Annotated in this window: 23 protein-coding genes; 8 read left to right on the top strand and 15 right to left on the bottom strand. The window is 73.5% G+C overall.

The window, feature by feature from the left end; all coding sequences use genetic code 11:
- Nucleotides 1–219 precede the first annotated feature (219 nt).
- Complete coding sequence (locus AB0910_RS11700) at nucleotides 220–831, top strand: hypothetical protein (protein WP_366744369.1); 612 nt, start codon at nucleotides 220–222, stop codon at nucleotides 829–831.
- Between the two features lie 290 nt (nucleotides 832–1,121).
- Nucleotides 1,122–1,586: a MaoC family dehydratase gene (locus AB0910_RS11695; protein WP_366744368.1), complete on the top strand. Its 465-nt coding sequence runs from the start codon at nucleotides 1,122–1,124 to the stop codon at nucleotides 1,584–1,586.
- An 81-nt stretch (nucleotides 1,587–1,667) separates the two neighbouring features.
- Here the strand turns inward: AB0910_RS11695 and AB0910_RS11690 are convergent, their stop codons facing one another.
- From AB0910_RS11690 to AB0910_RS11635, 12 genes are all read right to left on the bottom strand, one after another.
- Entirely contained in the window at nucleotides 1,668–2,390 is a 723-nt protein-coding gene (locus AB0910_RS11690; RefSeq protein ID WP_366744367.1) for a DUF6390 family protein, read from the bottom strand.
- Between the two features lies 1 nt (nucleotide 2,391).
- Complete coding sequence (hypE, locus tag AB0910_RS11685; protein WP_366744484.1) at nucleotides 2,392–3,384, bottom strand: hydrogenase expression/formation protein HypE; 993 nt, start codon at nucleotides 3,382–3,384, stop codon at nucleotides 2,392–2,394.
- Between the two features lie 125 nt (nucleotides 3,385–3,509).
- Nucleotides 3,510–4,613, bottom strand: a complete 1,104-nt coding sequence (gene hypD, locus AB0910_RS11680) for a hydrogenase formation protein HypD (protein ID WP_366744366.1) — start codon at nucleotides 4,611–4,613, stop codon at nucleotides 3,510–3,512.
- Nucleotides 4,610–4,939: a HypC/HybG/HupF family hydrogenase formation chaperone gene (locus tag AB0910_RS11675; protein WP_366744365.1), complete on the bottom strand. Its 330-nt coding sequence runs from the start codon at nucleotides 4,937–4,939 to the stop codon at nucleotides 4,610–4,612. The genes hypD and AB0910_RS11675 overlap by 4 nt, the downstream gene beginning before the upstream one ends.
- 111 nt (nucleotides 4,940–5,050) lie before the next feature.
- Nucleotides 5,051–7,849: a carbamoyltransferase HypF gene (gene hypF / locus AB0910_RS11670; protein WP_366744364.1), complete on the bottom strand. Its 2,799-nt coding sequence runs from the start codon at nucleotides 7,847–7,849 to the stop codon at nucleotides 5,051–5,053.
- 3 nt (nucleotides 7,850–7,852) lie between these two features.
- Nucleotides 7,853–8,476 (bottom strand): hydrogenase maturation protease, encoded by a 624-nt coding sequence (locus tag AB0910_RS11665; protein WP_366744363.1) that lies wholly within the window; start codon nucleotides 8,474–8,476, stop codon nucleotides 7,853–7,855.
- 112 nt (nucleotides 8,477–8,588) lie between these two features.
- Complete coding sequence (locus AB0910_RS11660) at nucleotides 8,589–10,100, bottom strand: hypothetical protein (protein ID WP_366744362.1); 1,512 nt, start codon at nucleotides 10,098–10,100, stop codon at nucleotides 8,589–8,591.
- Entirely contained in the window at nucleotides 10,097–10,759 is a 663-nt protein-coding gene (locus AB0910_RS11655; protein ID WP_366744361.1) for a DUF6084 family protein, read from the bottom strand. Before AB0910_RS11655 ends, AB0910_RS11660 begins: the two co-directional genes overlap by 4 nt.
- Nucleotides 10,756–11,409: a DUF5947 family protein gene (locus tag AB0910_RS11650; RefSeq protein WP_366744360.1), complete on the bottom strand. Its 654-nt coding sequence runs from the start codon at nucleotides 11,407–11,409 to the stop codon at nucleotides 10,756–10,758. Before AB0910_RS11650 ends, AB0910_RS11655 begins: the two co-directional genes overlap by 4 nt.
- Entirely contained in the window at nucleotides 11,406–12,356 is a 951-nt protein-coding gene (locus AB0910_RS11645; protein ID WP_366744359.1) for a NifU family protein, read from the bottom strand. Before AB0910_RS11645 ends, AB0910_RS11650 begins: the two co-directional genes overlap by 4 nt.
- A gap of 1 nt (nucleotide 12,357) precedes the next feature.
- On the bottom strand, nucleotides 12,358–14,130 hold the full coding sequence (locus AB0910_RS11640; protein ID WP_366744358.1) for a nickel-dependent hydrogenase large subunit: 1,773 nt from the start codon (nucleotides 14,128–14,130) through the stop codon (nucleotides 12,358–12,360).
- 126 nt (nucleotides 14,131–14,256) lie between these two features.
- Nucleotides 14,257–15,312 (bottom strand): hydrogenase expression protein HypE, encoded by a 1,056-nt coding sequence (locus AB0910_RS11635; protein ID WP_366744357.1) that lies wholly within the window; start codon nucleotides 15,310–15,312, stop codon nucleotides 14,257–14,259.
- 354 nt (nucleotides 15,313–15,666) lie between these two features.
- Between AB0910_RS11635 and AB0910_RS11630 the strand changes: the two genes are divergently transcribed.
- Nucleotides 15,667–15,996, top strand: a complete 330-nt coding sequence (locus AB0910_RS11630; protein ID WP_366744356.1) for a hydrogenase maturation nickel metallochaperone HypA — start codon at nucleotides 15,667–15,669, stop codon at nucleotides 15,994–15,996.
- A gap of 5 nt (nucleotides 15,997–16,001) precedes the next feature.
- Nucleotides 16,002–16,943 carry a hydrogenase nickel incorporation protein HypB gene (hypB, locus tag AB0910_RS11625; RefSeq protein WP_366744355.1) on the top strand — a complete coding sequence of 314 codons (942 nt, stop codon included), beginning with the start codon at nucleotides 16,002–16,004 and terminating at the stop codon, nucleotides 16,941–16,943.
- A gap of 6 nt (nucleotides 16,944–16,949) precedes the next feature.
- Here the strand turns inward: hypB and AB0910_RS11620 are convergent, their stop codons facing one another.
- Nucleotides 16,950–17,579: a TetR/AcrR family transcriptional regulator gene (locus AB0910_RS11620; RefSeq protein WP_366744354.1), complete on the bottom strand. Its 630-nt coding sequence runs from the start codon at nucleotides 17,577–17,579 to the stop codon at nucleotides 16,950–16,952.
- Between the two features lie 367 nt (nucleotides 17,580–17,946).
- Between AB0910_RS11620 and AB0910_RS11615 the strand changes: the two genes are divergently transcribed.
- Nucleotides 17,947–18,567 carry an acetate uptake transporter gene (locus AB0910_RS11615; RefSeq protein ID WP_366744353.1) on the top strand — a complete coding sequence of 207 codons (621 nt, stop codon included), beginning with the start codon at nucleotides 17,947–17,949 and terminating at the stop codon, nucleotides 18,565–18,567.
- Nucleotides 18,568–18,641: 74 nt separating this feature from the next.
- On the opposite strand, the gene AB0910_RS11610 is transcribed toward AB0910_RS11615, so the two are convergent.
- Entirely contained in the window at nucleotides 18,642–19,793 is a 1,152-nt protein-coding gene (locus AB0910_RS11610) for an acyl-CoA dehydrogenase family protein (protein WP_366744352.1), read from the bottom strand.
- Between the two features lie 91 nt (nucleotides 19,794–19,884).
- Between AB0910_RS11610 and AB0910_RS11605 the strand changes: the two genes are divergently transcribed.
- Complete coding sequence (locus tag AB0910_RS11605; protein ID WP_366744351.1) at nucleotides 19,885–20,562, top strand: TetR/AcrR family transcriptional regulator; 678 nt, start codon at nucleotides 19,885–19,887, stop codon at nucleotides 20,560–20,562.
- A 41-nt stretch (nucleotides 20,563–20,603) separates the two neighbouring features.
- Here the strand turns inward: AB0910_RS11605 and AB0910_RS11600 are convergent, their stop codons facing one another.
- A complete protein-coding gene (locus AB0910_RS11600; protein ID WP_366744483.1) occupies nucleotides 20,604–22,016 on the bottom strand; it encodes an aldehyde dehydrogenase family protein in 1,413 nt (470 codons plus the stop codon).
- Between the two features lie 290 nt (nucleotides 22,017–22,306).
- Here AB0910_RS11600 and hmgA point away from each other — a divergent pair, with 290 nt between their 5' ends.
- Complete coding sequence (gene hmgA / locus AB0910_RS11595; RefSeq protein ID WP_366744350.1) at nucleotides 22,307–23,689, top strand: homogentisate 1,2-dioxygenase; 1,383 nt, start codon at nucleotides 22,307–22,309, stop codon at nucleotides 23,687–23,689.
- Nucleotides 23,686–24,477 carry a GntR family transcriptional regulator gene (locus AB0910_RS11590; RefSeq protein ID WP_366744349.1) on the top strand — a complete coding sequence of 264 codons (792 nt, stop codon included), beginning with the start codon at nucleotides 23,686–23,688 and terminating at the stop codon, nucleotides 24,475–24,477. The genes hmgA and AB0910_RS11590 overlap by 4 nt, the downstream gene beginning before the upstream one ends.
- Nucleotides 24,478–24,550: the final 73 nt, after the last annotated feature.

Genomic DNA, 24,550 nt, shown 5'->3' with positions numbered 1-24,550 from the left:
GCCTCGGCGCACGGAAGCCGTGAACGAAGGGGGGAGTTTTCGCACGCCAGTCGTCATGCGCCTGTAAAGCCGCAGCTCATGGGCGTAATCCCCGGGTAAAAACGTCGGCCGTCGGATATCCGCTGCGCCCATCCTCTTTTTGATGGAGCCGAATGGGGCAGGCGTACGTCCATTCCACAACGCCGGAGTTCCGGGATCCACTGACGGAGGTGGCATGTGATGGCCGGATTCAGAAGCCTCGCGAGACAAGTCCGCGATCCGCACTGCGATCTGGCCTTGCGGCGGTATTCACTGCGCAAGTGCCTTGAGCGTTTCGCCCCTTACGGCCACCGGGCGACCTGGGACCACCTGTGCGCGCGGCACGGCATAGAACCCGAGGACCGCTCGCCCGAGCCCGCGCGGCTGGTCGCGGCGCTCGACGAACTCGAAGAGGCGCGGGCGGTCTGGCTCCAGTACGAGGTCGACTTCGCCGAGCGCCGCAAGCGCGAGAAGCACGACGGGCTGCGCAGGCCCGGCAGCTTCGACGACTGGCACCGGCTCACCTGGGGCGGCAACGGCGTGGCCCGCTGCGACGACCCCCGGGTGCACCCCTCCGACTCGCTCGCCGAGGTACTGCGCAGGCTGATCGCGGGCCTGGAGTCCGGCCCCGGCGAGACCTGCCCCGTCTGCGGCGCGACCCGCGAGATCGTCTGGCGCCCCGACCTGTCCAACGAGCCGTGGTCGGGACCCGTCTGCACGGGCTGCGGCATCGTCGTGCCGCAGCCGGTGCTCACCTCGGAGGCGCTGGCGCAGGCCAAGCACGCCAGGGGCAGGACGCTGACCGCCGCGTGACCCGCGGGTCCCCGCGCGCGGAGCGCGGGTACGCGTAAGGCCCCCCCCTACGCCCGTACGTACCGAACGGCGCGACGGTGCCGCCCCGCACCACGGCGGCACCCGCGCGGCAGCGCGCCCCCGCGCCGGGGGCGCGGCACCCCGTACCGGCTCGGCGCCGGGCGCTCGTTGACAGGCGCGGCCGGGCCCGATCATCCTGAGCAAGCGCTTGGGCAGCGCGTGCGCGGCCGCGGCGGCCGGTGGCGCGCGCCCGGCACATACCGATCGGTACGACACCAGGGAGCCGGGGCATGACCGAGCCGAAGACCTTCACCTCCGCCGACGAGCTGCGCGCAGGGACCGGCGAACAGCTCGGGTACAGCGCGTGGGTGGAGGTCGACCAGCAGCGCATCGACCTGTTCGCCGACGCCACGGGCGACCACCAGTGGATCCATGTGGACCCGGAGAAGGCGGCGGCCGGCCCCTTCGGCACGACCATCGCGCACGGCTACCTCACCCTGTCGCTGCTGCCGTCCCTCGTGCCGCAGGTGCTGCGGGTGGAGAACGTGCGGATGGCCGTCAACTACGGCGTGAACAAGGTGCGCTTCCCCGCCCCCGTGCCGGTGGGCTCACGGCTCCGGGCGACCGCCGTGCTGACGGACGTGGCGGCGGCGGGCGACGGCGCCGTGCAGGTGACCGCGCGCGTCACGGTCGAGCGCGAGGGCGGCGAGAAGCCGGTCTGCGTGGCCGACTCGGTCTCCCGCTACTACTTCTAGGGCCCCGCTTCCAGGAGCACGGCCGCCGCTACGACGGCCGCGGGACGGGGCGCGCGGGCTGCCGCGCCCCGGCCACGCCGGTCATCCGGCGGGCGCGGGCAGCCGCGCGAGACGGCGGCGCTCCAGCGTCTCGATCCACTCCCGCTGGTCCTCGGTGATCACGTCGCACACCCAGTCCCAGTGCAGCGCCACCAGGGCGCCCTGCGCGGGCGGCGGGATGAGCGACCTGCCGCCGATCGACCACCGCACCGTCTCGCACAGCGCGGGCCCCGCGGTGACCGCCGCCCGGTCCCGGTCCCAGACCAGCGGGCGGGAGCGGACGACGGCGCTCTCCCCCTCGACCGCACGGACCTCGCCCGTCCTGACGCGGCACCGGTCGAGCACGTTCAGCGCGGTCGGGTTGCCCGCGGGCCCCAGCAGGCCTGCCCACGGGTAGACGTCGAAGACCTGGAAGCTGTGGTGGGCGCGCGCCGCGTCCCCCGCCGCCCGCCAGGTGCCGCCCGACTGGCCGCGGAACCGGTCCCGCATCCGCTCGACGAGCGCGGCCGGGTCGGCGCGCTCCAGCAGCGCGTTGCCGATCCAGTACGCCTCGACGACATACGGGTCGAGCGGGTCGGCGACGCCCGCGGTCTCGGCGAGGAACTCCAGGTAGCACCAGGCGCCCTCGAACTCCCTCGCCCTGCGCGCGATGCCGCCGGGCACGTCGGCCCGCAGCAGCGCGGAGGCGTCGGGCGGCCCGCAGTAGCCGAGTTCGTTGGGCGGGTAGGCGTACCGCGCGAACAGCAGGGCTCCCTCGTCGCTCATCTCAGCAGATCCTGGGCAGCTGCTCGCCGATCGGCAGGCCCACGACCCGGGTCCCGCCGAGGCCGGTCAGTGCGACGACCGTGCCCGGGTGCTCCGCCGTGCAGGTGCCGATCCTGCGGGCGCCTGCGCCGAGGGGGTGCACCCGCATCGCCGCGAGGACCTCGTCGGCCGCCTGCCCCGGCACGACGGCCACGAGCTTGCCCTCGTTGGCGACCTGGAGGGGGTCGAGGCCGAGCACGCTGCACGCGTCGCGCACCGTCTCGGGCACCGGCAGGTCGCGCTCCACCAGCTCCACGCCGACGCCGGATGCGCGCGCGATCTCGTTGAGCGAGGCGGAGACGCCGCCGCGGGTGGGGTCACGGAGCACGTGCAGGTCGGCGCCGGTCGCGACCATGTCGGCGACCAGGCCGTGCAGGGCCGCGGTGTCGCTCTCGACGGTCGTGCCGAACTCCAGGCCCTCACGGCAGCTGAGCACGGCCACGCCGTGCACCCCGATGTCCCCGCTCACGAGGACGGCGTCGCCCGGCCGGGCGCGGCGGGGGCCGATGTCCACGCCTTCGGGGACCACCCCGATGCCGGAGGTGTTGACGTAGACGCCGTCGCCGCCCGCGCTGTCGACGACCTTGGTGTCGCCGGTGACGAGCCGCACCCCGGCGGCGCGCGCCGCCGCGCCGACCGCCTGGGCGATCCCGTCGAGCGCGGCGAGCGAGGTGCCCTCCTGGAGGATGTAGGCGGTCGAGAGGAACAGCGGTACGGCCCCCGACATCGCGAGGTCGTTGACGGTGCCGTTGACCGCGAGGTCGCCGATGCAGCCGCCGGGGAAGAACATCGGCTTCACCACGAACGAGTCGGTGGAGAAGGCGAGCCGACCGCCTGCCGGGACGTCGAGGACGGCGGAGTCGCCCAGTTCGGCTGCCGCGGCAGCGCCGTAGGCGGGCAGGAAGAGGTGGTCGACCAGCTCGCCGGACATGGCACCCCCGCCGCCGTGCCCCATCACGACGTTCGGGGTGTCGCGCAGCGGCGCCGGGCAGGTCCAGCTCTCGAAGTCGAGGCCCGCCGCGGGCGTCGGCGCCGCGCCCGGCGCGGGGACGGCTGCGGGGACGAGGGGCGTGGTGTCGGTCACTTGGCGTCCACGAGGTCGAGTCGGCGGTAGGCGTGGTAGGCGGCGCAGGCGCCCTCGGAGGAGACCATCGTCGCGCCGAGCGGATTGCGCGGCGTGCACTCCTTGCCGAAGGCCGGGCACTCGTGGGGCTTGATGAGCCCCTGGAGCACGTCGCCCGAGCGGCACAGGGCGGACTCCGCGGTGCGGATGCCCGTCACGTCGAAGCGCCGCTCGGCATCGAACTCCGCGTACTTGTCGGCGAGTTCCCAGCCGCTGCGCGGGATGGGGCCGATGCCGCGCCAGGTTCTGTCGGTCACCTGGAACACGTCGCGCAGCATCGCCATGGCCGGGGCGTTGCCCTCGTCGCGCACGGCGCGCGGGTAGGCGTTCTCCACCTCGTGGCGGCCCTGTTCGAGCTGGAGTACGGTGCGCCGCACGCCTTCCAGGATGTCGAGCGGCTCGAAGCCGGTCACGACGATCGGCACCCGGTGGCGCCGCGCGAGCGCCGGGTACTCGCCCGTGCCCATCACGCTGCACACGTGGCCCGCGGCGAGGAAGCCCTGCACCCGGCAGGTGGCGGACTCCATGATGGCGGCGATCGCCGGGGGCACGAGGACGTGCGAGACCAGCAGCGAGAAGTTGCGCAGGCCGAGCCGCGCCGCCTGGTGCACGGCCATCGCGTTGGCGGGCGCGGTGGTCTCGAAGCCGATCCCGAAGAACACGACCTCGCGGTCCGGGTGCTCTCTCGCCAGCCGCAGCGCGTCCAGCGGGGAGTACACGACCCGCACGTCGCCGCCCGCGCTCTTGACGGAGAACAGGTCGCGGCCGCTGCCCGGCACCCGCAGCATGTCGCCGAACGAACAGAAGATCACGCCGGGCCTTGCGGCGATCGCGAGGGCCCTGTCGATGGTCTCCAGCGGTGTCACACACACCGGGCAGCCCGGACCATGGATCATCTCCACGCCCTCGGGCAGGAGTTGGTCGATGCCGTGCCGGATGATCGAGTGGGTCTGGCCGCCGCAGACCTCCATCAGCGCCCAGGGGCGGGTGACGGTGGCGTGGATCTGGTCGAGCAGTTTGCGCGCCAGGGCGGGGTCGCTGAACTCGTCGAGGTACTTCATCGGACGGCCTCCCCCGGGGTCTGCGCCGGCGGCGCGTCGCCCGCCGGCGGGGCGCCCGCCTGGAGCGCGGCGCGCTCGAAGCCGTCGCCGAACTCCTCCTCCAGCATGCCGAGCCGGTCGAAGTGGGCGAGGGTGTCGAGCGCAGAACGCTCGTCGAGGCGCTGGATCGCGAAGCCGACGTGCACGATGACGTACTCGCCGACCGCGGCGTCGGGGATGTACTGGAGGCACACCTCCTTGCGCACCCCGCCGAAGTCCACATCGGCCATCACGGTGCCGTCCCTCTCGGCGGTGCTGAGCACCCGCCCCGGAACTGCCAGACACATGGGCGTCATTCCTTTTCTGTGACACTGCGACTTCTGCGACACTGCGGGTCTTCGGGGCGCCCCCGGGGGCTACGGGCGCGGTTGCGGGCGGTGGGTACGCGCGGGTCCTCCTCAGCCGGACGCCGCGGCGATCAGCAGCTGGCCGAAGGCGAGGCCCCCGTCGCCCGGCGGCAGCGCGCGCGGCCGCAGCACGGTGAACCCCCGCTCCTCAAGGCCCCGTTGGGCCGCTTCCAGCAGGACGGCGTTGCCGAACACACCGCCGCCGAGCGCGACAGTGCCGAGCCCGGTCGATGCACGGAAGCGCTCGGCGAGGCCCACGACGAGCGCGGCGACGGCGGCGTGGAAGCGTGCGGCGACCGCCCGGGCCGGCTCCCCGGCCCGTACGTCCGCCGCGACGGCGCGGATCACCGGCGCCGGGTCGGCGGCGAGCGGCCCCCCGTCCGGCGCCGGCCCGAGGCCGAACGCGTAGGCCGATCCGTCCTCCCGGCCGCCTCCGCGGGCCAGCCCTTCCAGGGCGATCGCCGCCTCCGCCTCGTACGCGGCCTCCTGGCGCACCCCGGCGAGCGCGGCGACCGCGTCGAACAGCCGGCCCATCGAGGAGGTGGGCACGCAGCCGAAGCCGGTGGTCAACTGCCGCAGCAGCACGGAGCGTTCGCCCGGCGGGCAGGCGGCGACCGGCGGCAGCTCCGGATCCCATCCGACCCCGGCGGCGTGCAGGTGGGCGAGCGCCATCCGGTACGGCCGTGCCACGCTCGCGTCGCCGCCCACGAGGGGGACGTACCCGAGGTGGGCCAGCCGCAGCGCCGACCCGTAGCCGCAGCGCAGCACCTCACCGCCCCACACGGCGCCGTCCGTGCCGTGGCCCGTGCCGTCGAAGGCGAAGCCGATGACCTCGGCGTCCCGGCCGAGGCCGTGCTCCCCCATCACCGAGGCGATGTGGGCGTGGTGGTGCTGCGCGGCGGCGACGGGGCGCGCACCGGCGCGCTCGCGTGCCCAGCCGCCCGACCGGTAGCCGGGGTGCGGGTCGACCGCAAGCCGCTCTGGGGCGACCCCGGTGAGGAGTTCGAGGTGCGCCTCGGTGCGGGTGAGGGCGCCGAGGGTGGCCAGGTCGTCCAGGTCGCCGAGGTGCTGGCTCACCCACGCCCTGCGGCCGTCGCCGAGCGCGCAGGTGTTCTTCAGGTCGCCGCCCGCGGCGAGCACCGGGGGCACGTCGAACGGCAGCGCGAGTGGCAGCGGCACCTGCCCGCGTGCCCTGCGGAGCGGGAGTTCGGTGCCCGCGACGATCCGGCTCACCGAGTCGTCGCACGGCAGGTGGATCGGCCGGTCGTGGCGCAGCCAGGCGTCGGCGAGCGGCGCGAGCGCGGTCAGCGCCCCGGCGTCGTCGGTGACGATCGGCTCTCCCGAGAGGTTGCCAGAGGTCATGACAAGCACGTCGGGCCCCTCGGGGTCGCCTTCGAGCCCGAACAGCAGGACGTGCAGGGGCGTGTAGGGCAGCAGCACCCCGAGGTCGGGGGCGCCGGGGGCGACGGCGTCCGGCAGGGTGTCGCCGCCGCGCGGCAGCAGCACGATCGGCCGGGCGGCGCCGGTGAGCAGCCGCTCGTCCGCCGCGCCCACGGGTGCGAGCCGCCGTGCCGTGGCGAGGTCCTTCGCCATCACCGCGAACGGCTTGCCGCCGCGCCGCTTGCGCCGCCGCAGCGCGGCGACCGCCTCGGCGTTGTACGCGTCGCAGGCGAGGTGGTAGCCGCCGAGTCCCTTGACCGCGACGACCGCGCCTGCGGCGATCAGCTCGCGCGCGGCCCGCAGCGCGTCGCCGTCGCGCGGGGCCGGGGCGCCGTCCTGCCGTCCCGGCAGGACGAGTTCGAGCCGGGGCCCGCAGGCGTGGCAGGCGATGGGCTGGGCGTGGAAGCGCCGGTCGCGCGGGTCCTCGTACTCGGCGCGGCAGTCGGCGCACATCGCGAAGCCGGACATCGTGGTGGTGGCACGGTCGTAGGGCAGTCCTGTGACGACGGTGTACCGGGGCCCGCAGTGGGTGCACGAGACGAAGGGGTGCCGGTATCTGCGGTTGCCGGGGTCGGCGAGGTCGGCGAGGCACTCCGCGCAGGTCGCGGTGTCCGGGGGGACGAGCGTACGGGCCCGGCCCGCCGGGTTGGACGCGCCGATGGTGAAGCCGCTGCCGCCGCGCGGCGCGTGGTCACGCTCCTCGACGCTCTCCACCACCGCGAGGGGCGGCGCCCCGGTGCGCAGCCTGCGCCCGAACTCGGCCACCGCACCCACCGGGCCCTCCACGTCGGCGACCACTCCCGCGCCGGTGTTCACCACCGTTCCCGCCAGGGCGAGTTCGCCCGCGGCGGTGTGGACGAACGGCCGGAAGCCCACACCCTGGACCACCCCGCGCACCTCGAAGCTGCGCCGGACCCGCGGCGCGCCCTCGGCGCCCGGTGCCCCGGCGGCCGGCCGCACGGCCTCGGCAGCGCCCCGGGGCGGGGCGGCTTCGAGCAGTGCCGCACTGCCGGGCGCGCGGCCCGGTCCGGGAGCGGCCGCCTGTCCGGGCGCGGACCCGGCGGGCGCGGACCCCGGGGGCAACGGGTGCGTGGTGTACGGCGGTTCGGCCGGCCGGGTGCCGGGCGCCGCTCCCACGGGCGCGGACGGGGGCCCGACGCCGTCCGGGTCGTCCTCGTCCCGGCCGCGCCCCATCAGCTCCAGGCCGGAGAGCGCCTGCGCCGCCCCGGCCTCGTCGATGAGCTCGACCGCGAACCCCATGTGCAGCAACACCCAGTCGCCGGGGGCGGGCGGCGCTTCGAGCATGCCGACGTTGACGCGGCGCCGTGCGCCCTCCACGTCCACCAGGGCGAGCTGACCCGCGTAGCCGTCGACGAGCTCCACCACTCGGCCGGGGATGCCAAGACACACGATTCAGGCCCTCCGGGGCTCGCTGGCCGCACTCCGCGCAGCGGGTGCGGAAGGGGGCGGACAGACGCGCCCGGCGCCCGGCGGGGCGTCTCCCTGCCGGATGCGGCCGAGCAGCGCGCGCACCGCTTCGGCGGCCTCGGGGACCGCGGCGGCGACCGCGGCGCTGAGGCCGATGCCCTCGCCGAGGTCAGCGGGGACGCAGCCGACGACGAAGGCGGGGGGAAGCGTACCGCCCAGTTGGCCCAGGTTTGCCAGGACTGCGACGGGATTCATCCCGTGTGCGTCGAATTCACCCTCGCCGAGGTCGTCGGGCCCGACTTCGAGCACGGTGACGGTGCCGGGCGGCCCCTCGCCGGGACAGGCGTCGACCAGCACCAGCGCCGCGTACCCGGCGAGCAGGTCGTAGGCGAGGTGCATGCCGCGGATGCCGTAGTCGACGACGCGGGCCTCAGGTGGCAGTCCTGGCGGGTCCGCGAGCCGCCGCACCACCTCGGGGCCGAAGCCGTCGTCGCGGAGGAAGAGGTTGCCGATGCCCGCGACGAGCACCAGGCCGCCCGGGTCGCCGGGTGCCGGGCCTTGGCCGCGCGCGGGCGCGTGCGGTGTGGCCTCGTCGGCGCCGGTGTTCACATCGAGCGCATCCTGAGGTACCTGCGGATGTCGGGGATCGACTGCACTCCGGCGGCCACGGCGACCGCTGCGAGCGCGGCGGCGAACCCCGCGGTGATCATGCCCAGGGTCTTCACGATCGGCTCTCCTCAGTGTGTTCGGGGATGTCCGCGCCCGCGGGCAGGGGTTCGAGCTCGTCGGGGGCGAAGTAGAAGTAGCGGCCGTACCAGTCGTGCAGGTCGGCCGCGGGGTCGTCCACGAGGACCAGCGCCACGTGCACACCGCCGTCGACGTCGGAGAGCACGGCCGTGACGCGCGCGACGCGCCCGGCGAAGAACAGGTCCTGCGCGTCGGCGCGGCGTGCCGGGTGGACCCGCACGAGGCTGCCCTTGGCGACGCTGACGCCGTCGATGACGACGGCGTCGGCCGCGGGCCGCACCGCCGCGTCGGCCGCCGGGTCCCACCAGGGGGCGCCGCCGGTGTCGAACGGCGTGTCCGGCAGGTTCCGCACATCCGCGGCGTCGGGAGCGTACGGGTCGGCGCCGGGGGCGTACGGCCCGCCGCCCGGCACGTACGGGTCCATGGCGGGAACCGTCCCCCGCGCGCCGGGGCCGGGGCCCGCAGGGGCGTGCGGGTCGCGCACCACGCCGTGCAGGCGCTGGAGTTGGGCAGGGGACAGGGCGTCGCAGCGGTCGATGACCTCACGGGCCCGCGGGTCGGTGGCCCGCGCCTCGGCCTTCTCCTCCTCCGTCATGGTCATCACGCGCAGGGTGAGGATCTCGTCGATCTCGGTGGAGTCGAAAAGCGCGCCGGGGCTCTGCTCGGCGATCTCCGGGTGGTCGTAGAGGATGATCGGCGCGCACAGGACGGTGTCCTTGCTCCCCTTCGGTCCCGCGAGCACCGGCCAGCTGCGGTGCCCGCGGCACGCGGCCGCGGCGCTCGCGGCCTCGGGCGGCGGGTCGACCAGGGACACGAAGTCCGCACCCTCGGCCCGCAGCAGCAGATGGGTCCCGACGAGGGAGGCGCGGATCGCGGCGTCCTTGTCCGCGGCGCGCGCGGGGTGCTCGTTGGCCACCTCGGCCGTGAGCCGGGTCAGCGGCCCCTCCGCGCCGTCCGCGTGCTCCCTGCGCATCCGCACCCGGACGGTCAGCGGTGTCCTGCGCCGGACGATCCGCCCGACCGGTGTGCCGGCCGCGTCGGTGAGAGGTTCCGTCGTCTCGCCGCCCGGGATCTCGAGTACCTCGTCGACCCGCCCCGTCACACCGAGTGGCGGCAGGGCGAGTTCGTGTTCGACGGCCTCGTCCCAGCTGAGCACGGGGCCGCCGTCGACGGTGAGCGCGTCGACCGGCGTGTGTCCGCCGTCAGGGTCCCTGCGCTGCACCTCGCGCACCTGGAGCTGGAGGAAGCGCAGGCGGGCGTCGACGGCCGGTGCGCCCTGTCCGTGCGGGTCGAGCAGGACCTGCACGGACATCCGGGGGTCCTCGGCGAAGCTCGCGGGGTCGGCGCCGGGCGGCCCGAGGACGCCGAACTGGAAGCGTGAGCGGTTCTTGTGGGAGCCGGCCCGGTAGGGGTACAGCAGATAGCCCTCGTAGAGCACCGCGTCGGCGATCGCGCGTACGGGGTCGAGCCCCGTGCCGCCGGTCACGGTGCCACCTGGCCGATCTCGTCCAGCATCGTCTCCACCGTCTCGTCCCAGCCGATGTGCCCCCGCCGGGCGCGGACGTCGGCGAGCCGGGCGAGTGTGTCCCGGTCGAGCCTGATCCAGCCGCTGTGCGGGAAGTGCGCGTCGATCAGCTGTCGCCACACGGCGACGGGCATCGCGTACCGCGCCTCGCAGTCCCACGGCACCTGCCGCACCGCGAAGTCCCTGCCGTCGGCTCCCCTGGTGAACACCGTCCCGGAGAACAGCAGGTTGAGCGGTACGGAGCCGGAGCCGAGCGCGTGCAGGTAGCGGGAGCCGACGACGTCGAAGTCGTAGGTGCAGGGCAGCGCGAGGTCGGCCTCCGTGCTGCCGGTGAAGCCCTGCACGGTGGTGTCGCACTGCATCCACAGGAACGGGCGCAGGGTGTCGCTCCACCGGTCGCCCGTGCCGAACAGGCCGATCAGGCCGTCGCGTTCGGCTTGGTCGTACGGGCGGCGCTGCGGCTCGATCCTTACCTGGCAGCGCAGCACGACCGCGTGGACGCGCTCGCCGCCGCTGTCCTCGATGCGCAGCCGCGCGGTGAGCCGGGGCGCGGCGCTGTACGGGTCGGCGGCGATGTCGAGGACGGTGAAGGCCATGCGGGCGGCCGCGGGTTCCGTCATGGCGCACCGTCCCCGGTGTACGGCCTGCTGCGGTCCGCGACCCGCGCGAAGAACGCGTCCATCGCGGCGTGCGCCTCGCGCCCGCCGTCGAAGCCGCGCCACACCGACCGCAGGGTGCCGACGAGTTGGTAGCAGGCGTCGATGGGCACCAGGTGGCAGGAGTACGCGCCGTCGTCGGTGCGGTGGACGAGCAGGGCCTCCACGTCGGGCCGGACGACGGTGAGCTCCGGATGCCGTTCGGTGGCGGACTGCCATGCCTCCAGCGGGAGTTCGGACTCCGTGGCGCCCGCGGGCCCCGGGTAGAAGGCGACGGTGCGCCCCAGCGCGGAGTTGTGGAACAGGAAGGCGAGGCCGACCGGGATCTGGAGCTCGTCCCAGGTGCGCGCGTCGAGGACCGCTCCCCCGAAGCTCAGGCAGCGCTCGGGCACGGCGCGGAAGCGCTGGTCGGCGTCCTCGTCGGTGAACAGCAGGAAGCAGGGGCGGCAGCTGCACATCAGGCCCCGGCTCTCCAGGTCCACCACGTGCGGGTGCTCGTCGCCGAGGGGCGCGGCGCACAGGTCGCAGCGCTCCTGCGCGGGAGTCTGCGGCCGGGTGCGGGAGAGCCTGCGCAGCGCCGCCGCGGGGGACGCCGTACGTCCTGGCAGGGTCATGTCGCCGCTCCCGCGGGCACCGCGAGACAGACGGCCGCGCCCTCGGTGAGCACCGGCAGCGGGTCCAGGTGGACGCCGTCCTCGTCGAGGCAGGCGCCGGCCCGCCGCACGTCGTAGTGGGCGCCGCAGGCGGGGCAGCGCAGCACGCCCTCGCCCGGTGCGCCGCCGAGCCGCCTGGCGAGCGTGGCGCCGCGCAGCGGGGCGGCGCACCGGCCGCAGGCGTCGCGGAAGGCGTACACGTCGGAGCCGATCCGGCAGGCGAGCACCGGGGTGCCGGCGACGGTGAGGTCCGTGACGGCACCGGCTTCGAGCGCGGTCAGTTCGGGCACGGCCGTCCAGGAGCCGCCGGCCCGCTCCGCCTCGTGCACCCGGGAGAACAGGGCGTCGACGGGCACGACCGCGGCGGCGGGGCCGTCCGCAGCGGGGGCCTGCACCTCGATGGCGGTGACCTCGGGTGCGGCCGCCTCGACGGCGCCGCGCACGGCGAGTTCGAGCGTGGCCGCCGAGGACGGGCAGCCGTCGCAGCTGCCGAGGAGACGCAGCCGTACGGTGCCCTCGGCGGTGACGCCGAGGAGCTGGACGTCGCCGCCGTGGCTGCCGAGGTAGGGGCGCACGCCGTCGAGCGCGCGCTCGACGCGGGTCTCGACGCCGTACGGGTGCAGGCCGTGTACGAGCAGCAGGCTGGCGACCAGGTCGTCGCCCGCGAGGGCGGCGGCGAGGCGGTCGTCGAGCGCGCCGTGGTCGTGCACGATGCCGAGGAGCCGTTCGAGTCCCGCGCCGTAGAAGTCGGTGATCAGGCGCACGAGTTCCTCGCTGCGCTCCCTGGCCGGTGTCCCGTGCACGGCGCTCGCGGCGATCAGCGCCTCGACGCGCTCGCCGGTGTCGCGCCAGTCCTGCGGGTCACCGGTGCCCCGGTCCGCGGGGTGCGGTGCGGTGTGCTGGGTCACGTCACTCACTGCCCGCCGACTGGGTCGGGGAGTGCAGCAGTTCGAGCTTCTTGCCGCCGCCGAGGTACATGTGCACACCGCACGGGAGGCAGGGGTCGAAGCTGCGCACGGTGCGCATGATGTCGATGCCCTTGAAGTTCTCCCGGTCGTTCTCCTCGAAGATCGGCTGGCCCTGCACCGCGTCCTCGTAGGGCCCCGGCGTGCCGAAGGTGTCGCGGGGGCTCGCGTTCCACGGAGTCGGCGGGTACGGGTGGTAGTTGGCGATCTTGCCGTCCCTGATCACCATGTGGTGCGAGAGCACACCGCGCACGGCCTCGGTGAAGCCGCAGCCGACGCCCTCCTCGGGGACCTCGAACTTCTCCCAGGTCTTGGTGCGTCCCGCGCGGATCTCGGTGAGCGCCTTCTCGGCGAAGTGCAGGGCGCAGGCCGCCGCGTACGCCTGGAAGTAGGTACGGGCCCGGTTGCGCTCCAGGGTGTTGCTCCACTTCGGGACGTGCCACTCCAGCTCGACGGGGCCCTTGAGCGCCGTCTTCGGGAGGTTGATCTTCACGCTGTGCCCCGTGGCCTGCACGTAGCCGATGTCGACGAGCCCGGCGAGCGCGGTGGTCCACAGCCGGGCGAGCGGGCCGCCGCCGGTGTCGAGCGCGAGGTAGTCCTTGCCGTCGAACCAGCGGGGCGACATCACCCAGCTGTACTTGTCCTCCAGGTCGCGCTTCTGCGGCCGGGGGTTGGTGTGCTGGTTCCAGGGGTGCCTGCGGTCGACCGGGTTGCCCAGCGGGTCGTGGGTGACGAACATCTCCTGGTCCTCCCAGTCGCCGTAGTACGACGAGCCGAGGAGGATGCGGATGCCGAGGTTGATCTTCACCAGGTCGGTGGTGACGAGCTTCCCGTCCACGACCACACCGGGGGTGACGTACATCTTCCGTCCCCAGTCGGTCATGTCCTTGTACTGGAAGTTGCAGTGCTCCGGGTCCTGGAAGGAGCCCCAGCAGCCCAGCAGGATGCGGCGGTTGCCGACCTGCTCGTAGCCGGGCAGCGCCTCGTAGAAGAAGTCGAAGAGGTCGTCGTGCATGGGCACGACCTTCTTCATGAACTCGACGTAGCGCTGGAGTCGGGTGATGTAGTCCGTCATCAGCTGGACCGTGGCGACCGTGCCGACGCCGCCCGGGTAGAGCGTGGACGGGTGCACGTGCCTGCCCTCCATCAGGCAGAACATCTCCCGGGTCATGCGGCTGACCTGGAGTGCCTCGCGGTAGAACTCGCCGGTGAAGGGGTTCAGCGAGCGCATGATGTCGCCGATGGTCTTGTAGCCGTGGGCCTCGGCGTGCGGCGACTCGGTGCGGTTGGCGCGCTCCAGCACACCGGGGTTGGTCTCGGAGACCATCTTCTCGCAGTAGTCGACCCCGACCAGGTTCTCCTGGAAGATGTTGTGGTCGAACATGTACTCCGCGGCCTCGCCGAGGTTGACGATCCACTCGCCGAGGTGGGGCGGCTTCACCCCGTACGCCATGTTCTGCGCGTAGCAGGAGCAGGTGGCGTGGTTGTCGCCGCAGATGCCGCAGATACGGCTGGTGATGAAGTGGGCGTCCCTGGGGTCCTTGCCCTTCATGAAGACCGAGTAGCCGCGGAAGATCGAGCTGGTGCTGTGGCACTCGGCGACGGTCTTCTGCTTGAAGTCGATCTTCGTGTAGATCCCCAGGCTGCCCACGATGCGGGTGATGGGGTCCCACGCCATCTCCACCAGTTCGCTCTTGCCCTGGCTCGTCGCCGTCATTGCGCCGCCTCATCTGTCTCGGTGTGGGTCGGGAAGGGTTCACCGGCAGGACAGCGCCGGCCGACGAGTGGGGGTGCGGGTGCAGCGGTACGGGCCCGGCGCCGCCGGGGGCCCCGGGCCCGCGGGTCACCAGGTGCGGCTCGCGCCCGTGGTGAGTTCGGTGCTCGGCCTGCGCCAGCGGGGCTCGCGGTCGAGCGTGTGGGTGGTCATCCTGCGCAGGCGCCGCATGGTCGCGCCGTAGAGGCCCTCGCTGGTGGTGGAGAGCTTCGCGCCGGGGGGTTCGTCCATGAACGGCATGAACTTGTCCGGGAAGCCCGGCATGGTGCAGCCGATGCAGATGCCGCCGACGTTGGGGCAGCCGCCGATGCCGTTCATCCAGCCGCGCTTGGGCACGTTGCACTTGACCGTGGGGCCCCAACAGCCGAGCTTGACGATGCACTTGGGCGAGCCGTACTCGGTCGCGAAGTCGGCCTGCTCGTAGTAGCCGGCCCGGTCGCAGCCCTCGTGCACGGTCTGCCCGAACAGCCAGGTGGGGCGCAGCGCGTCGTCGAGGGGGATCATCGGCGCCTGGTCGGTGGCCATGTAGAGCAGGTACGTCAGCGTCTCGGAGAGGTTGTCCGGCTGGATCGGGCAGCCCGGCACGCACACGATGGGGATGTCGGCCTTGGACTTCCAGTCCCAGCCCAGGTAGTCGGGCACGCCCATGGCGCCGGTCGGGTTGCCCGCCATGGCGTGGATGCCGCCGTAGGTCGCGCAGGTGCCGACCGCGACGACCGCGGTGGCCTTCGGGGCGAGCCGGTCGATCCACTCGCTCGTGGTCATCGGCTGGTCGGTGCCCGGCTTGTTGCCGAAGCCCGACCAGTAACCCTCGCCGTGCAGGCGCTCGTTGGGGATCGAGCCCTCCACGACGAGGACGAACGGCTCCAGTTCGCCGCGGTCCGCCTTGAAGAACCATTCGAGGAAGTCGTCGGCGCCGCCGTTCGGGCCGCACTCGTAGTCGATGAGCGGCCAGTGCACGGCCACCTGGGGCAGGCCGGGGAGGGCGCCGAGGGCGATCTCCTCGATGCTCGGCTGCGTGGCGGCCGTCAGCGCCACGGAGTCGCCGTCGCAGCTGAGACCTGCGTTGATCCACAGGACATGGATCAGCGTTTCTTCCGCTTTGACCGCGGCTTCTGTCGGCATGGCTCTGCCGCCTTCCGAGGAGGGGCTGTGTGGCTGTGTCCGGAGCGTCACGGGTGCACGAGGTCACGCCACACGTGTGGCGCCGGTCACATTGCTACCATCTGACGGCCTCGGGAACGGTCCGGCAACGCAGGGCGACACCGGAAGGCACCAAGGCCGCACCGCTCCCCCGGTGCCCGCAAAGCGCCTCCGAACAGCGTCTATGCCGTCGTGGACGCCGCCGCCCGCCGACTGCTCCGTCCGGGTGATTCCGGCGGGTCCGCTGCCGACGCTCCGCTGCGGTGCGTGGCGCGAGGCCGCCCCCGCCGGATAGATGCGCCCTACGGCGACGGGCGAAGGGACCGGAGGCACGGGATGCACGAGCTCGCCATCACGCAGGGTGTCGTGGACGCGGTCTGCGAGCGGGCCCAGGGCCGCAGGGTCGAGACGGTGACCGTGCGCGTCGGCGTGCTCACCGCCGTGGTGCCCGACGCCATGCGATTCTGCTTCGACCTCGTCACCGCGGGCACGGCGGCGGAGGGCGCGCGGCTGGAGATCGACCAGCCTGCGGGTGCGGGCCGCTGCCGCGCGTGCGCCGCCGCCTTCCCGCTCGACGGCCCGGTGCTGCTGTGTCCCTGCGGCAGCGCCGACGTGCAGGTCGTCTCCGGGCGGGAACTCCAGATCGTCTCGATGAAGGTGGGCTGAACCGGATGTGCGGAACCTGCGGTTGCGGTGACGGAGCGGACGGCGGGCAGGGGGTGCGCATCGGCGTGCCGGGCGGCGCGGGGGCGCACGGCCACCCGCACGGCCGTTCGGACCACGGGCACGACGGCCCCGGGCACGGCGGTCAGGGACACGGCGGGCTCGACGGTCACGGGCACGGCGGGCACGCGCACGGCCATGCGGGCGACGGCGGCAACCGCGCTCCCGGGACCGGCCCAGGGCCCGAGCACGGCAGGGCCGGGGACGACGGTGAGACCGTGACGCTTGAGCAGCGGGTCCTCGCCAAGAACGATCTGCTGGCCGAGGAGAACAGGTCCTGGCTGGCCGCGCGGGACGTCGTCGCCGTCAATCTGATGAGCTCGCCGGGTGCGGGCAAGACGACCCTGCTGGAGCGGACCGTGCGGGACCTCGCGGGCCTGCGGGAGGTCGCCGTCGTGGAGGGCGACCAGGAGACGATGCTCGACGCCGACCGCATCCAGCGCGCGGGGTGCGCGGTGGTGCAGGTCAACACGGGCGCAGGCTGCCATCTCGACGCGGGCATGATGCGCGACGCCCTCGCCGAACTCGCCCCCATTGAGGGCTCGTTGGTCCTGGTCGAGAATGTGGGGAACCTCGTCTGCCCGGCCCTGTTCGACCTGGGCGAGCGCAGCAGGGTGGTGATCATCTCGGTCACCGAGGGCACGGACAAGCCGCTCAAGTACCCGTACATGTTCGCCGCGGCCGACCTGGTGCTGGTCAACAAGGTGGACCTGCTGCCGTATGTCGACTTCGACCTCGACCGGTGCGCGGAGCACGCGCGGTCGGTCAGCCCGGGCGTGCGGGTGCTGCCGGTCTCCGCGACGACGGGCGAGGGGATGGCGGAGTGGTACGGCTGGGTGGCGCGGCAGTACGGCCCCGACGCCGCGGTCTCCCCCGCCGCGGCGCACTGAGGCCCGTCAGGCCCCGGCCCGCACCATCCGCAGGACCAGGCCCGCGTACAGGTCGCCGACCTCGTCGGGCGACCTGCTACCCTCCTCGCTGAACCAGCGGGCCACGTCGATGCAGAGCGAGAGCACGGCGAGGGTGGTGCCCCCGATGTCGGACACGTCGAACTCGCCGTCCCTGACGCCGTCCTCCAGGATCCTGCGGACCACCGCGTCGCTCTGCCGGCGCAACGCGACGATCTCGGCGCGGTGTTCGGGTGCCAGCGAGTCGAGTTCGTACTGGACTACCCGTGCGGTGGTGTGCTGTTCCGCGTGCCAGTGCACGAACGCCCTGACGACCTCGGCCAGCCGCTCGGCCGAGGTGCCGCCGCCGGACTCGGCGCGCAGCAGGATGTCGAGCGCGCGGTCGTGGCCGAGCCTGCTGATCCGGTGGAGCAGTTCTTCCTTGGTCTTGTAGTGGATGTAGAGGGCGGCGGGGCTCATGCCGGCGCGGCCCGCGATGTCCCGGGTGGTGGTGGCGTGGTAACCGCGTTCGGCGAACGCGTCGACGGCCGCCACCAGCAGCCGCCGCGCGGCCTCGGGGGCGACGCCGGCCCATGCCGCGCCGCTTCCGCCGTCGCCGACCGATTCGGCCGTAGCCATGGATGCGCCCCTTCCGTCCGGGTGGTGGGCTGCCGCAGGGCAGGACGAACACCATACCTCCGAAGGTGAGCAAGCGCTTAGGAAGCCCGGCGGGAGGCCTCCCGGGTTACCGCCGGGCACACCCGCGGCGACCTCGGACGGCACCGCATTTCGAACGCAGGATTCGAAGGTGCAACGAATGACTCCTGGCTCCTTGACCGCTTCATGACACGGGGCCAAGATGATGATCCTTCACCCGGAGCGCAGTGCCGACCACGGACCGTTCCGACTTCCCCACCCCCGCGGCCGGCACACCCTGGCGGGGGCTCCGCCGCCGCCCGGGACGCGCCGGTGACCGTCAGGCGCATCTCGCGGAGAGGATCCACCCGTGGCAACAGCAGAACCGACCAGCCCGGCGCCCATCGAACCCACCGCCTCACCCACCGCGAGCATCGCCGATCCGGGCGCCCTCGGGCTCGCCGGGTTCGCGATGACCACCTTCGTCCTGAGCACCTTCAACACCGGGCTGCTCAGCGACACCCTGGAGACCGTGGTGCTCCCGCTCGCCCTGTTCTACGGCGGGCTCGCCCAGCTCCTGGCCGGAATGTGGGAGTTTCGCAGGGCCAACACCTTCGCCGCCACGGCGTTCAGCTCGTACGGCGCCTTCTGGCTCGCCTTCGCCTACTACATCTCGCACGTCGCGCCGAAGCTCCCGCCGGCCCACGCCTACCAGGCGACCGGGCTGTTCCTGCTCGCCTGGGCGGTCTTCACCACCTACATGATCATCCCCGCGCTGCGCACCACCGGGGCCGTCCTCGCGGTGATCGTGCTGCTGTCCATCACCTTCATCCTGCTGACCATCGGGGCGTTCGCGCAGTCGACGGGCATCGACAAGGTCGGCGGCTGGACGGGGTACGTGACCGCGGCGGTCGCCTGGTACGCGTCGTGCGCGGCGGCCGCCAACAGCACCTGGAAGAGGGTCGTCCTGCCGGTGTGGCCGCTGGCCTGAGCGCGCCGCCCGCCCCTCGCACCACGGGTGCCCCGCCCGCGCGGCGGGGCACCCTGCTGCGCGGGCGGGGTGCGTCAGAAGGCCGAGACCCCGGTCAGGGCACGGCCGATGAGGAGTTTCTGGATCTGGCTCGTGCCCTCGTACAGGGTCATCACCCGGGCGTCGCGCAGGAGTTTGCCGACGGGGTACTCGTCGATGTAGCCGTAGCCGCCGAACACCTGGATCGCGTTGTTGGCGGCACGTACCGCTGCCTCCGAGGCGAACAGCTTGGCCTTGGCCGCTGCGGTGGCGAACTCCTCGCCGCGGTCGACGAGATCGGCCACCCGCCAGGTCAGCAGCCGGGCCGCATCCACGTCCACGGCCATGTCGCTGATCAGCTCCTGCACCAGCTGGTGGTGGGCGATGGTGGTGCCGAACTGCTCGCGCTCGCCCGCGTACCGGACGGCGGCGTCGAGCGCGGCCTGCGCGATGCCGACACTGCCCGCCGCGACCGCCATCCGCCCCTTGGCGAGCGCGGACATGGCGACGGAGAAGCCCTTGCCCTCGGGGCCGAGCAGCGCGCCCGCGGGCACCCGCACCCCGTCGAAGGTGAGTTCGGCGGTGGCCTGGCCGCGCAGCCCCAGCTTGCCGTGGAGGGTGCGGCGGGTCAGGCCCGGCGTGTCGGCGGGCACCAGGAAGGCGGAGACGCCCCGGTGCCCCGGCGCGCCGCCGGTGCGGGCGAACAGCAGGACCACGTCGGCCCAGGTGCCGTTGGTGATGAACATCTTGGAGCCGTCGACAATCCACTCGTCCCCGTCCCGCACCGCGCGGGTCGCGAGGCTGCCCGCGTCGGACCCGGTGCCCGGCTCGGTGAGACCGAAGCAGCCGATGGCCGCGCCCGAGGTGAGCCGGGGCAGCCAGGCCCGCTTCTGCTCCTCGTCGCCCCAGGCCAGGATCGTCTTGGCGACGAGCCCGAGGGAGACCGAGACGATGCCGCGCACGGCGGAGTCACCGCGCCCCAGCTCCTCGGTGACCAGGCAGTACGTCAGGTGGTCGCCGCCCGAGCCGCCGTACTCCTCCGGCACGGTCATGCCGAGCAGCCCGAGCGCGCCGAGCCGCCCCACCACCGCGCGGTCGACGCTCTCCGCGCGGTCCCACTCGGCCGCGTGCGGGGCGATCTCCCGGGTCACGAAGTCGCGTGCGAGGTCGCGGGCCGCGGACTGCTCGTCGCTCAGCTCCAGGTTCACGGGCGCGGCTCCTTCGGCGCGGGGGCTCCGGTGGCGCGGGCAATAAACTAGCACTGCTAGTTTAAGTCGGTCGGGCCCTACTATGGGCGCCATGGCCCGACCGCGCAAGCCCCTGCTGAGCACAGAGCGCATCGTCGCCGCGGCGGGCGCGCTGATCGACGCCGAGGGCCTTGACGCGCTCTCCACCCGGCGCCTCGCGGCGGAGCTCGGGGTGAGCGGCCCCTCGCTCTACCACCACTTCCGCACCAAGGACGAGCTGCTCGACGCCGTCGCCGACGCGGTGAGCGCCCAGGTCGACCTGTCGATGTTCGCCGAGGACGACGGCAGGGACTGGCGCACCGCACTGCACGACTGGGCCGTCTCCTACCGGGCGGCGCTCGCCGACCACCCGCACCTGGTACCCGTGCTCGCCCGCGGCCCCGGCCGCCGCCCCGCGGGGCTGCGCGTGGCGGACGCCGTCTTCGGCGCGATGGTCAGGGCGGGCTGGCCGCCCGCGCAGGCGACCAGGATCGGCGCGCTGATGCGCTACTTCGTCACGGGCTCCGCGCTGTCGTCCTTCGCCCGCGGGTTCGTGGACGACCGCGAGGCGTACGACCCGGCCGACTACCCGCACCTGGGCCAGGCGCATCTGCTCGCCGAGCACCGGCAGCAGGTCGACGAGGGGGCCTTCGAGACGGGCCTGCGCGCCCTGCTCGAAGGGCTCGGCCTGGAGTACGGCCGCCGCGGCCTCGGCGAGACGGCGCGCGGCGGCCCTGCTCACAGGTCCTGACGGCACGTCAGCACGCGTGTCGCCCCCGGGTATCCAGGGGGTCAGAGCTGGAGCGACTTGGTCTGCAGATACTCCCGCAGGCCGTAGGTTCCCATCTCCCGGCCCACCCCCGACTGCTTGTAACCACCGAAGGGCGCAAGGGTGTTGAAGGCGGCGCCGTTGATGTCGACCCGGCCGGTGTCCATCCGGCGCGCGAAGGCGACCGCCTCCTCCGCGGTGGCCGCCCACACCCCGCCGTGCAGGCCGTACACGGTGTCGTTGGCGATGCGCACGGCGTCCTCCTCGTCCTCGTACCGCAGAATGCCGAGCACCGGGCCGAAGATCTCCTCCTGCGCGATGGTCATGTCCGTGGTGACGTCGGCGAAGAGGGTCGGCTCCACGAAGTAGCCGGTGGTGCGCGGCGCTTCGGTGCCGCCGGCGACCAGCCGCGCGCCCTCGGCGACGCCCTGGGCGATATAGCTCCGCACGCGCTCGCGCTGCTTGGCGCTGACGACGGGCCCGACCCGGGTGGCGTCGGCGGCCGGATCGCCGACGACGTACTCGCAGAGCGCCTCGCGCGCGAGGCCGACGGCCTCCTCGTACTGGTCCTCATGGACCAGCATGCGCGTCCACGCGTAGCAGGTCTGGCCGGAGTTGGCCATCACATGCCCGACGCCGGCGGCGACCGCGCGGGGCAGGTCGGCGCCCGGCAGGATCACGTTGGCCGACTTGCCGCCGAGTTCGAGGGAGACGCTCTTGACCGCGCCCCCTGCGAGGGCGCCGACCCTGCGGCCCACCTCGGTCGAGCCGGTGAAGGAGACATGGTCGACGCCGGGGTGCGCGGCGAGCGCCCGGCCTGCGGCGTGCCCGTACCCCGTCACGACGTTGAGGACACCCGCGGGCAGCCCGGCGGCGTCCGCGCACTCCGCGAACAGCTGCGCGGTCAGCGGGGTGTCCTCGGCGGGCTTGAGCACGAGGGTGCAGCCGGCCGCGAGGGCCGGCGCCGCCTTGCTGACGATCATCGAGAGCGGGTAGTTCCAGGGGGTGATGGCGGCGACCACGCCGACCGGTTCGAGGAGCACCGTCGAGTTGGCGATCCGCTCCTCGAACGGGTGGGTGCCGGCCAGCTCCGCGTACGTTTCGAGGGCGGCGATGGGGGCGGCCGTCTGCACCGCGGCGGCGAACCGCGCGGGCGCGCCGAGCTCCGCGACGAGAGTCCCGGTGATCTCCTCTTTGCGCGCGGCCAGTTCGTCGTGGAGCGCGCGCAGCGACCGGCCGCGTGCCGCGGGCGGGGTCGCGGCCCAGCCGGGGAGCGCGGCGCGGGCGGCCCGTACGGCCGCGTCGACGTCCTCCGCCACGCCCGCGGGGACCTCGGCGATGATCCGCTCGTCCGCCGGGTTGACCACGGCGATGGTCTCCGCAGCGGCGGCGGGGCGCCACTGCCCCCCGATGTACATACCGTCGTGTGCCTTCATCGACATCCTCTCCAGGACAGCCGGTGCGGCTTGACGACGCGCGGACGCGCGTCGTCCGCACACATCGTGTCTGGACAAACTAGCGACGGTGATTTGCCGCGCCAAGCATCAAGTCGGCGCAAAAGGGAGCGTTTTCGAACCCCTTTCAGGGATTTCCGGCCCGTTTGCGGCCCCCTTCGCACGCCAGGCCGGACGGGCGCCCTGCCTCTCGCCCCCGTTGACGGGCGCATTCCTTTGGTCGAGCATAGGATTGAAGGTGCGGGAGCGGAGATCCTCACGAGGGAGCGGCGATGAGCGGCAGCGGCAGGACGACCAGCACCGGCGCGGACGGCCCCGACGGCGCGCGCACCGCCGTCGACCGGGCGAGGAAGGCCGCGGCGGGCCTCACCGAGCTGCACGGCTTCGGCAACGAGCACAGTTCTGAGGCGGTCCCCGGCACCCTGCCGGAAGGGCGCAACTCGCCCCAGCGTGCGCCGCTCGGGCTCTACGCGGAGCAGCTCAGCGGCACCGCGTTCACCGAGCCGCGCGCCCGCAACCGCCGCTCCTGGCTCTACCGCGTCCGCCCGTCGGCCGCGCACCCCGCGTACACCAGGATCGACAACGGGAGCCTGCGCGGCGCCCCGTTCACCGAGACGGTGCCCGACCCCAACAGGCTGCGCTGGGACCCGCTGCCCGACCCGGCACCCGGCACGGACTTCCTGGCCGGGCTGTGGACGCTCGGCGGCAACGGCGACGCGGCGCAGCGGGTCGGCATGGCGATTCATCTCTACGCAGCCGACGCGCCCATGGCCGACCGGGTGTTCGGCGACGCGGACGGCGAGCTGCTGATCGTGCCGCAGCGGGGCGGGCTGCTGCTGCGCACCGAGTTCGGGCTGCTCGCGGCGGCCCCCGGCGAGGTGGCGCTGATCCCGCGCGGGGTGCGCTTCCGGGTCGAGCCACTGGACGCGGTGGTGAAGGGATACGTCTGCGAGAACTACGGACGCCCCTTCGAGCTGCCGGAGTTGGGGCCGATCGGCGCCAACGGACTGGCGAACGCACGGGACTTCAGGGCACCGGTCGCGTCGTTCGAGGAGACGGCGGGCCCGGTGACGCTGGTGCACAAGTTCTGCGGCAACCTCTGGGCCGCCGAGCTCGGCCACTCGCCGCTGGACGTCGTCGCCTGGCACGGCAACCACCTGCCGTACGTCTACGACCTGCGGCGCTTCAACGCCATCGGGTCGATCAGCTACGACCACCCGGATCCGTCGATCTTCACCGTGCTCACCTCGCCGTCCGACACGCCGGGGCTCGCGGGCGTCGACTTCGTGGCGTTCGTGCCGCGCTGGCTGGTCGGCGAGGACACGTTCCGCCCGCCGTACTTCCACCGCAATGTGATGAGCGAGTACATGGGCCTCGTGGAGGGCGCGTACGACGCGAAGCGCGCGGGCGAGGGCGGCTTCGTGCCGGGCGGCGGCTCGCTGCACAACATGATGTCGGCGCACGGCCCGGACCGCGCCACCTACGAGCGGGCGAGCACCGGCGAGCTGCGGCCGCAGAAGATCGACGACGGCCTCGCCTTCATGTTCGAGACCCGGTGGCCCGTCACGGCGACCGCGCAGGCGGCGGGCGCCGGCCACCTCCAGCGGGACTACGACCGCGTGTGGCAGGGCCTCGAACGCCACTTCCCGGCATGAGCGGCGCCCCCGGGGCCGCGGACGGCGCCGGGGCCGGGCGGGCCCCGGCCTTCGCGCCCGCACCGCTGGTCCGCCACCGCTGGCTGCCACTGTGGTACCAGGTCTCTCAGTCGCTGCGCGCCTCCGTACTGGGCCGCCACCCCGGCGACCCGCTGCGCCTGCCGACCGAGGAGGACCTGGCCGCGCACTACGGCGTCGGCGTCCTGACGATGCGCAGGGCGCTGAAGGAGCTGGCGGACGAGGGGCTGATCAGCAGGCGCAGGCGGCACGGCACGTTCATTGAGCCGGGGGCGGGGCGTGGCGCCCCGCGGCGGCTGCTCGGCTCGGTGGACGCCGTGGTGGCGCAGCAGTCGGGGGACCTGACGGCGGTACTCGGCCACGGGCCCGCGGAAGTCACCGCCGAGTTGGCCGAATACTTTCCCGATCTGGCCGAGATCGTCTCGTACACCCGGCTCCGCAGCGACCGGGAGAGCGGGGAGCCGGTCAGCTGGGCGGAGAACGCCGTGCGCCCCGAGGTCGCGGCGCGCATCGACCCCGGGGCGCTCGAAGGGGCGCCGATGACGAAGCTGCTGCGGGACACGGCGGGGGTCGCGATCGGGCGGATCACCGACACCGTGCGGGCCACGTTGGCCGACCCGGCCACGGCGGAGCTGCTCGGGGTGCCGCTGCTCAGCCCGGTGCTGCACTACACGGGCGTGACGTACGACGCGCGGGGCAGGGTCGTGGACGTGGCGCGCATCCGCTACCGCGGCGACCGGTTCGCCTTCTCGGTCTCCGTGGAGGCGTGAGGAACGCGACGCGGCCCGGGTCGTTACGCTTTTCGGGGGACGCTTCGGGGTCGCGAGGACGTCACCGCCCGGG

This window comes from Streptomyces sp. NPDC047002 (assembly GCF_040704505.1).
GTDB lineage: Bacteria > Actinomycetota > Actinomycetes > Streptomycetales > Streptomycetaceae > Streptomyces.
The sequence above is the reverse complement of the archived record's forward strand: the minus strand, read 5'-3'. Positions and strand labels throughout refer to the sequence as shown.

Coding starts and splice junctions, on each gene's coding strand:
- hypD (WP_366744366.1), bottom strand. CDS start 4,613: ATGAAGTACCTCGACGAGTTCAGCGACCCCGCCCTGGCGCGCAAACTG.
- AB0910_RS11650 (WP_366744360.1), bottom strand. CDS start 11,409: ATGACCCTGCCAGGACGTACGGCGTCCCCCGCGGCGGCGCTGCGCAGG.
- AB0910_RS11620 (WP_366744354.1), bottom strand. CDS start 17,579: ATGGCTACGGCCGAATCGGTCGGCGACGGCGGAAGCGGCGCGGCATGG.
- AB0910_RS11640 (WP_366744358.1), bottom strand. CDS start 14,130: ATGACGGCGACGAGCCAGGGCAAGAGCGAACTGGTGGAGATGGCGTGG.
- hmgA (WP_366744350.1), top strand. CDS start 22,307: ATGAGCGGCAGCGGCAGGACGACCAGCACCGGCGCGGACGGCCCCGAC.
- AB0910_RS11635 (WP_366744357.1), bottom strand. CDS start 15,312: ATGCCGACAGAAGCCGCGGTCAAAGCGGAAGAAACGCTGATCCATGTC.
- hypB (WP_366744355.1), top strand. CDS start 16,002: ATGTGCGGAACCTGCGGTTGCGGTGACGGAGCGGACGGCGGGCAGGGG.
- AB0910_RS11590 (WP_366744349.1), top strand. CDS start 23,686: ATGAGCGGCGCCCCCGGGGCCGCGGACGGCGCCGGGGCCGGGCGGGCC.
- AB0910_RS11700 (WP_366744369.1), top strand. CDS start 220: ATGGCCGGATTCAGAAGCCTCGCGAGACAAGTCCGCGATCCGCACTGC.
- AB0910_RS11600 (WP_366744483.1), bottom strand. CDS start 22,016: ATGAAGGCACACGACGGTATGTACATCGGGGGGCAGTGGCGCCCCGCC.
- AB0910_RS11695 (WP_366744368.1), top strand. CDS start 1,122: ATGACCGAGCCGAAGACCTTCACCTCCGCCGACGAGCTGCGCGCAGGG.
- AB0910_RS11605 (WP_366744351.1), top strand. CDS start 19,885: ATGGCCCGACCGCGCAAGCCCCTGCTGAGCACAGAGCGCATCGTCGCC.
- hypE (WP_366744484.1), bottom strand. CDS start 3,384: ATGGGGCACGGCGGCGGGGGTGCCATGTCCGGCGAGCTGGTCGACCAC.
- AB0910_RS11675 (WP_366744365.1), bottom strand. CDS start 4,939: ATGTGTCTGGCAGTTCCGGGGCGGGTGCTCAGCACCGCCGAGAGGGAC.
- AB0910_RS11690 (WP_366744367.1), bottom strand. CDS start 2,390: ATGAGCGACGAGGGAGCCCTGCTGTTCGCGCGGTACGCCTACCCGCCC.
- AB0910_RS11655 (WP_366744361.1), bottom strand. CDS start 10,759: ATGACGGAACCCGCGGCCGCCCGCATGGCCTTCACCGTCCTCGACATC.
- AB0910_RS11630 (WP_366744356.1), top strand. CDS start 15,667: ATGCACGAGCTCGCCATCACGCAGGGTGTCGTGGACGCGGTCTGCGAG.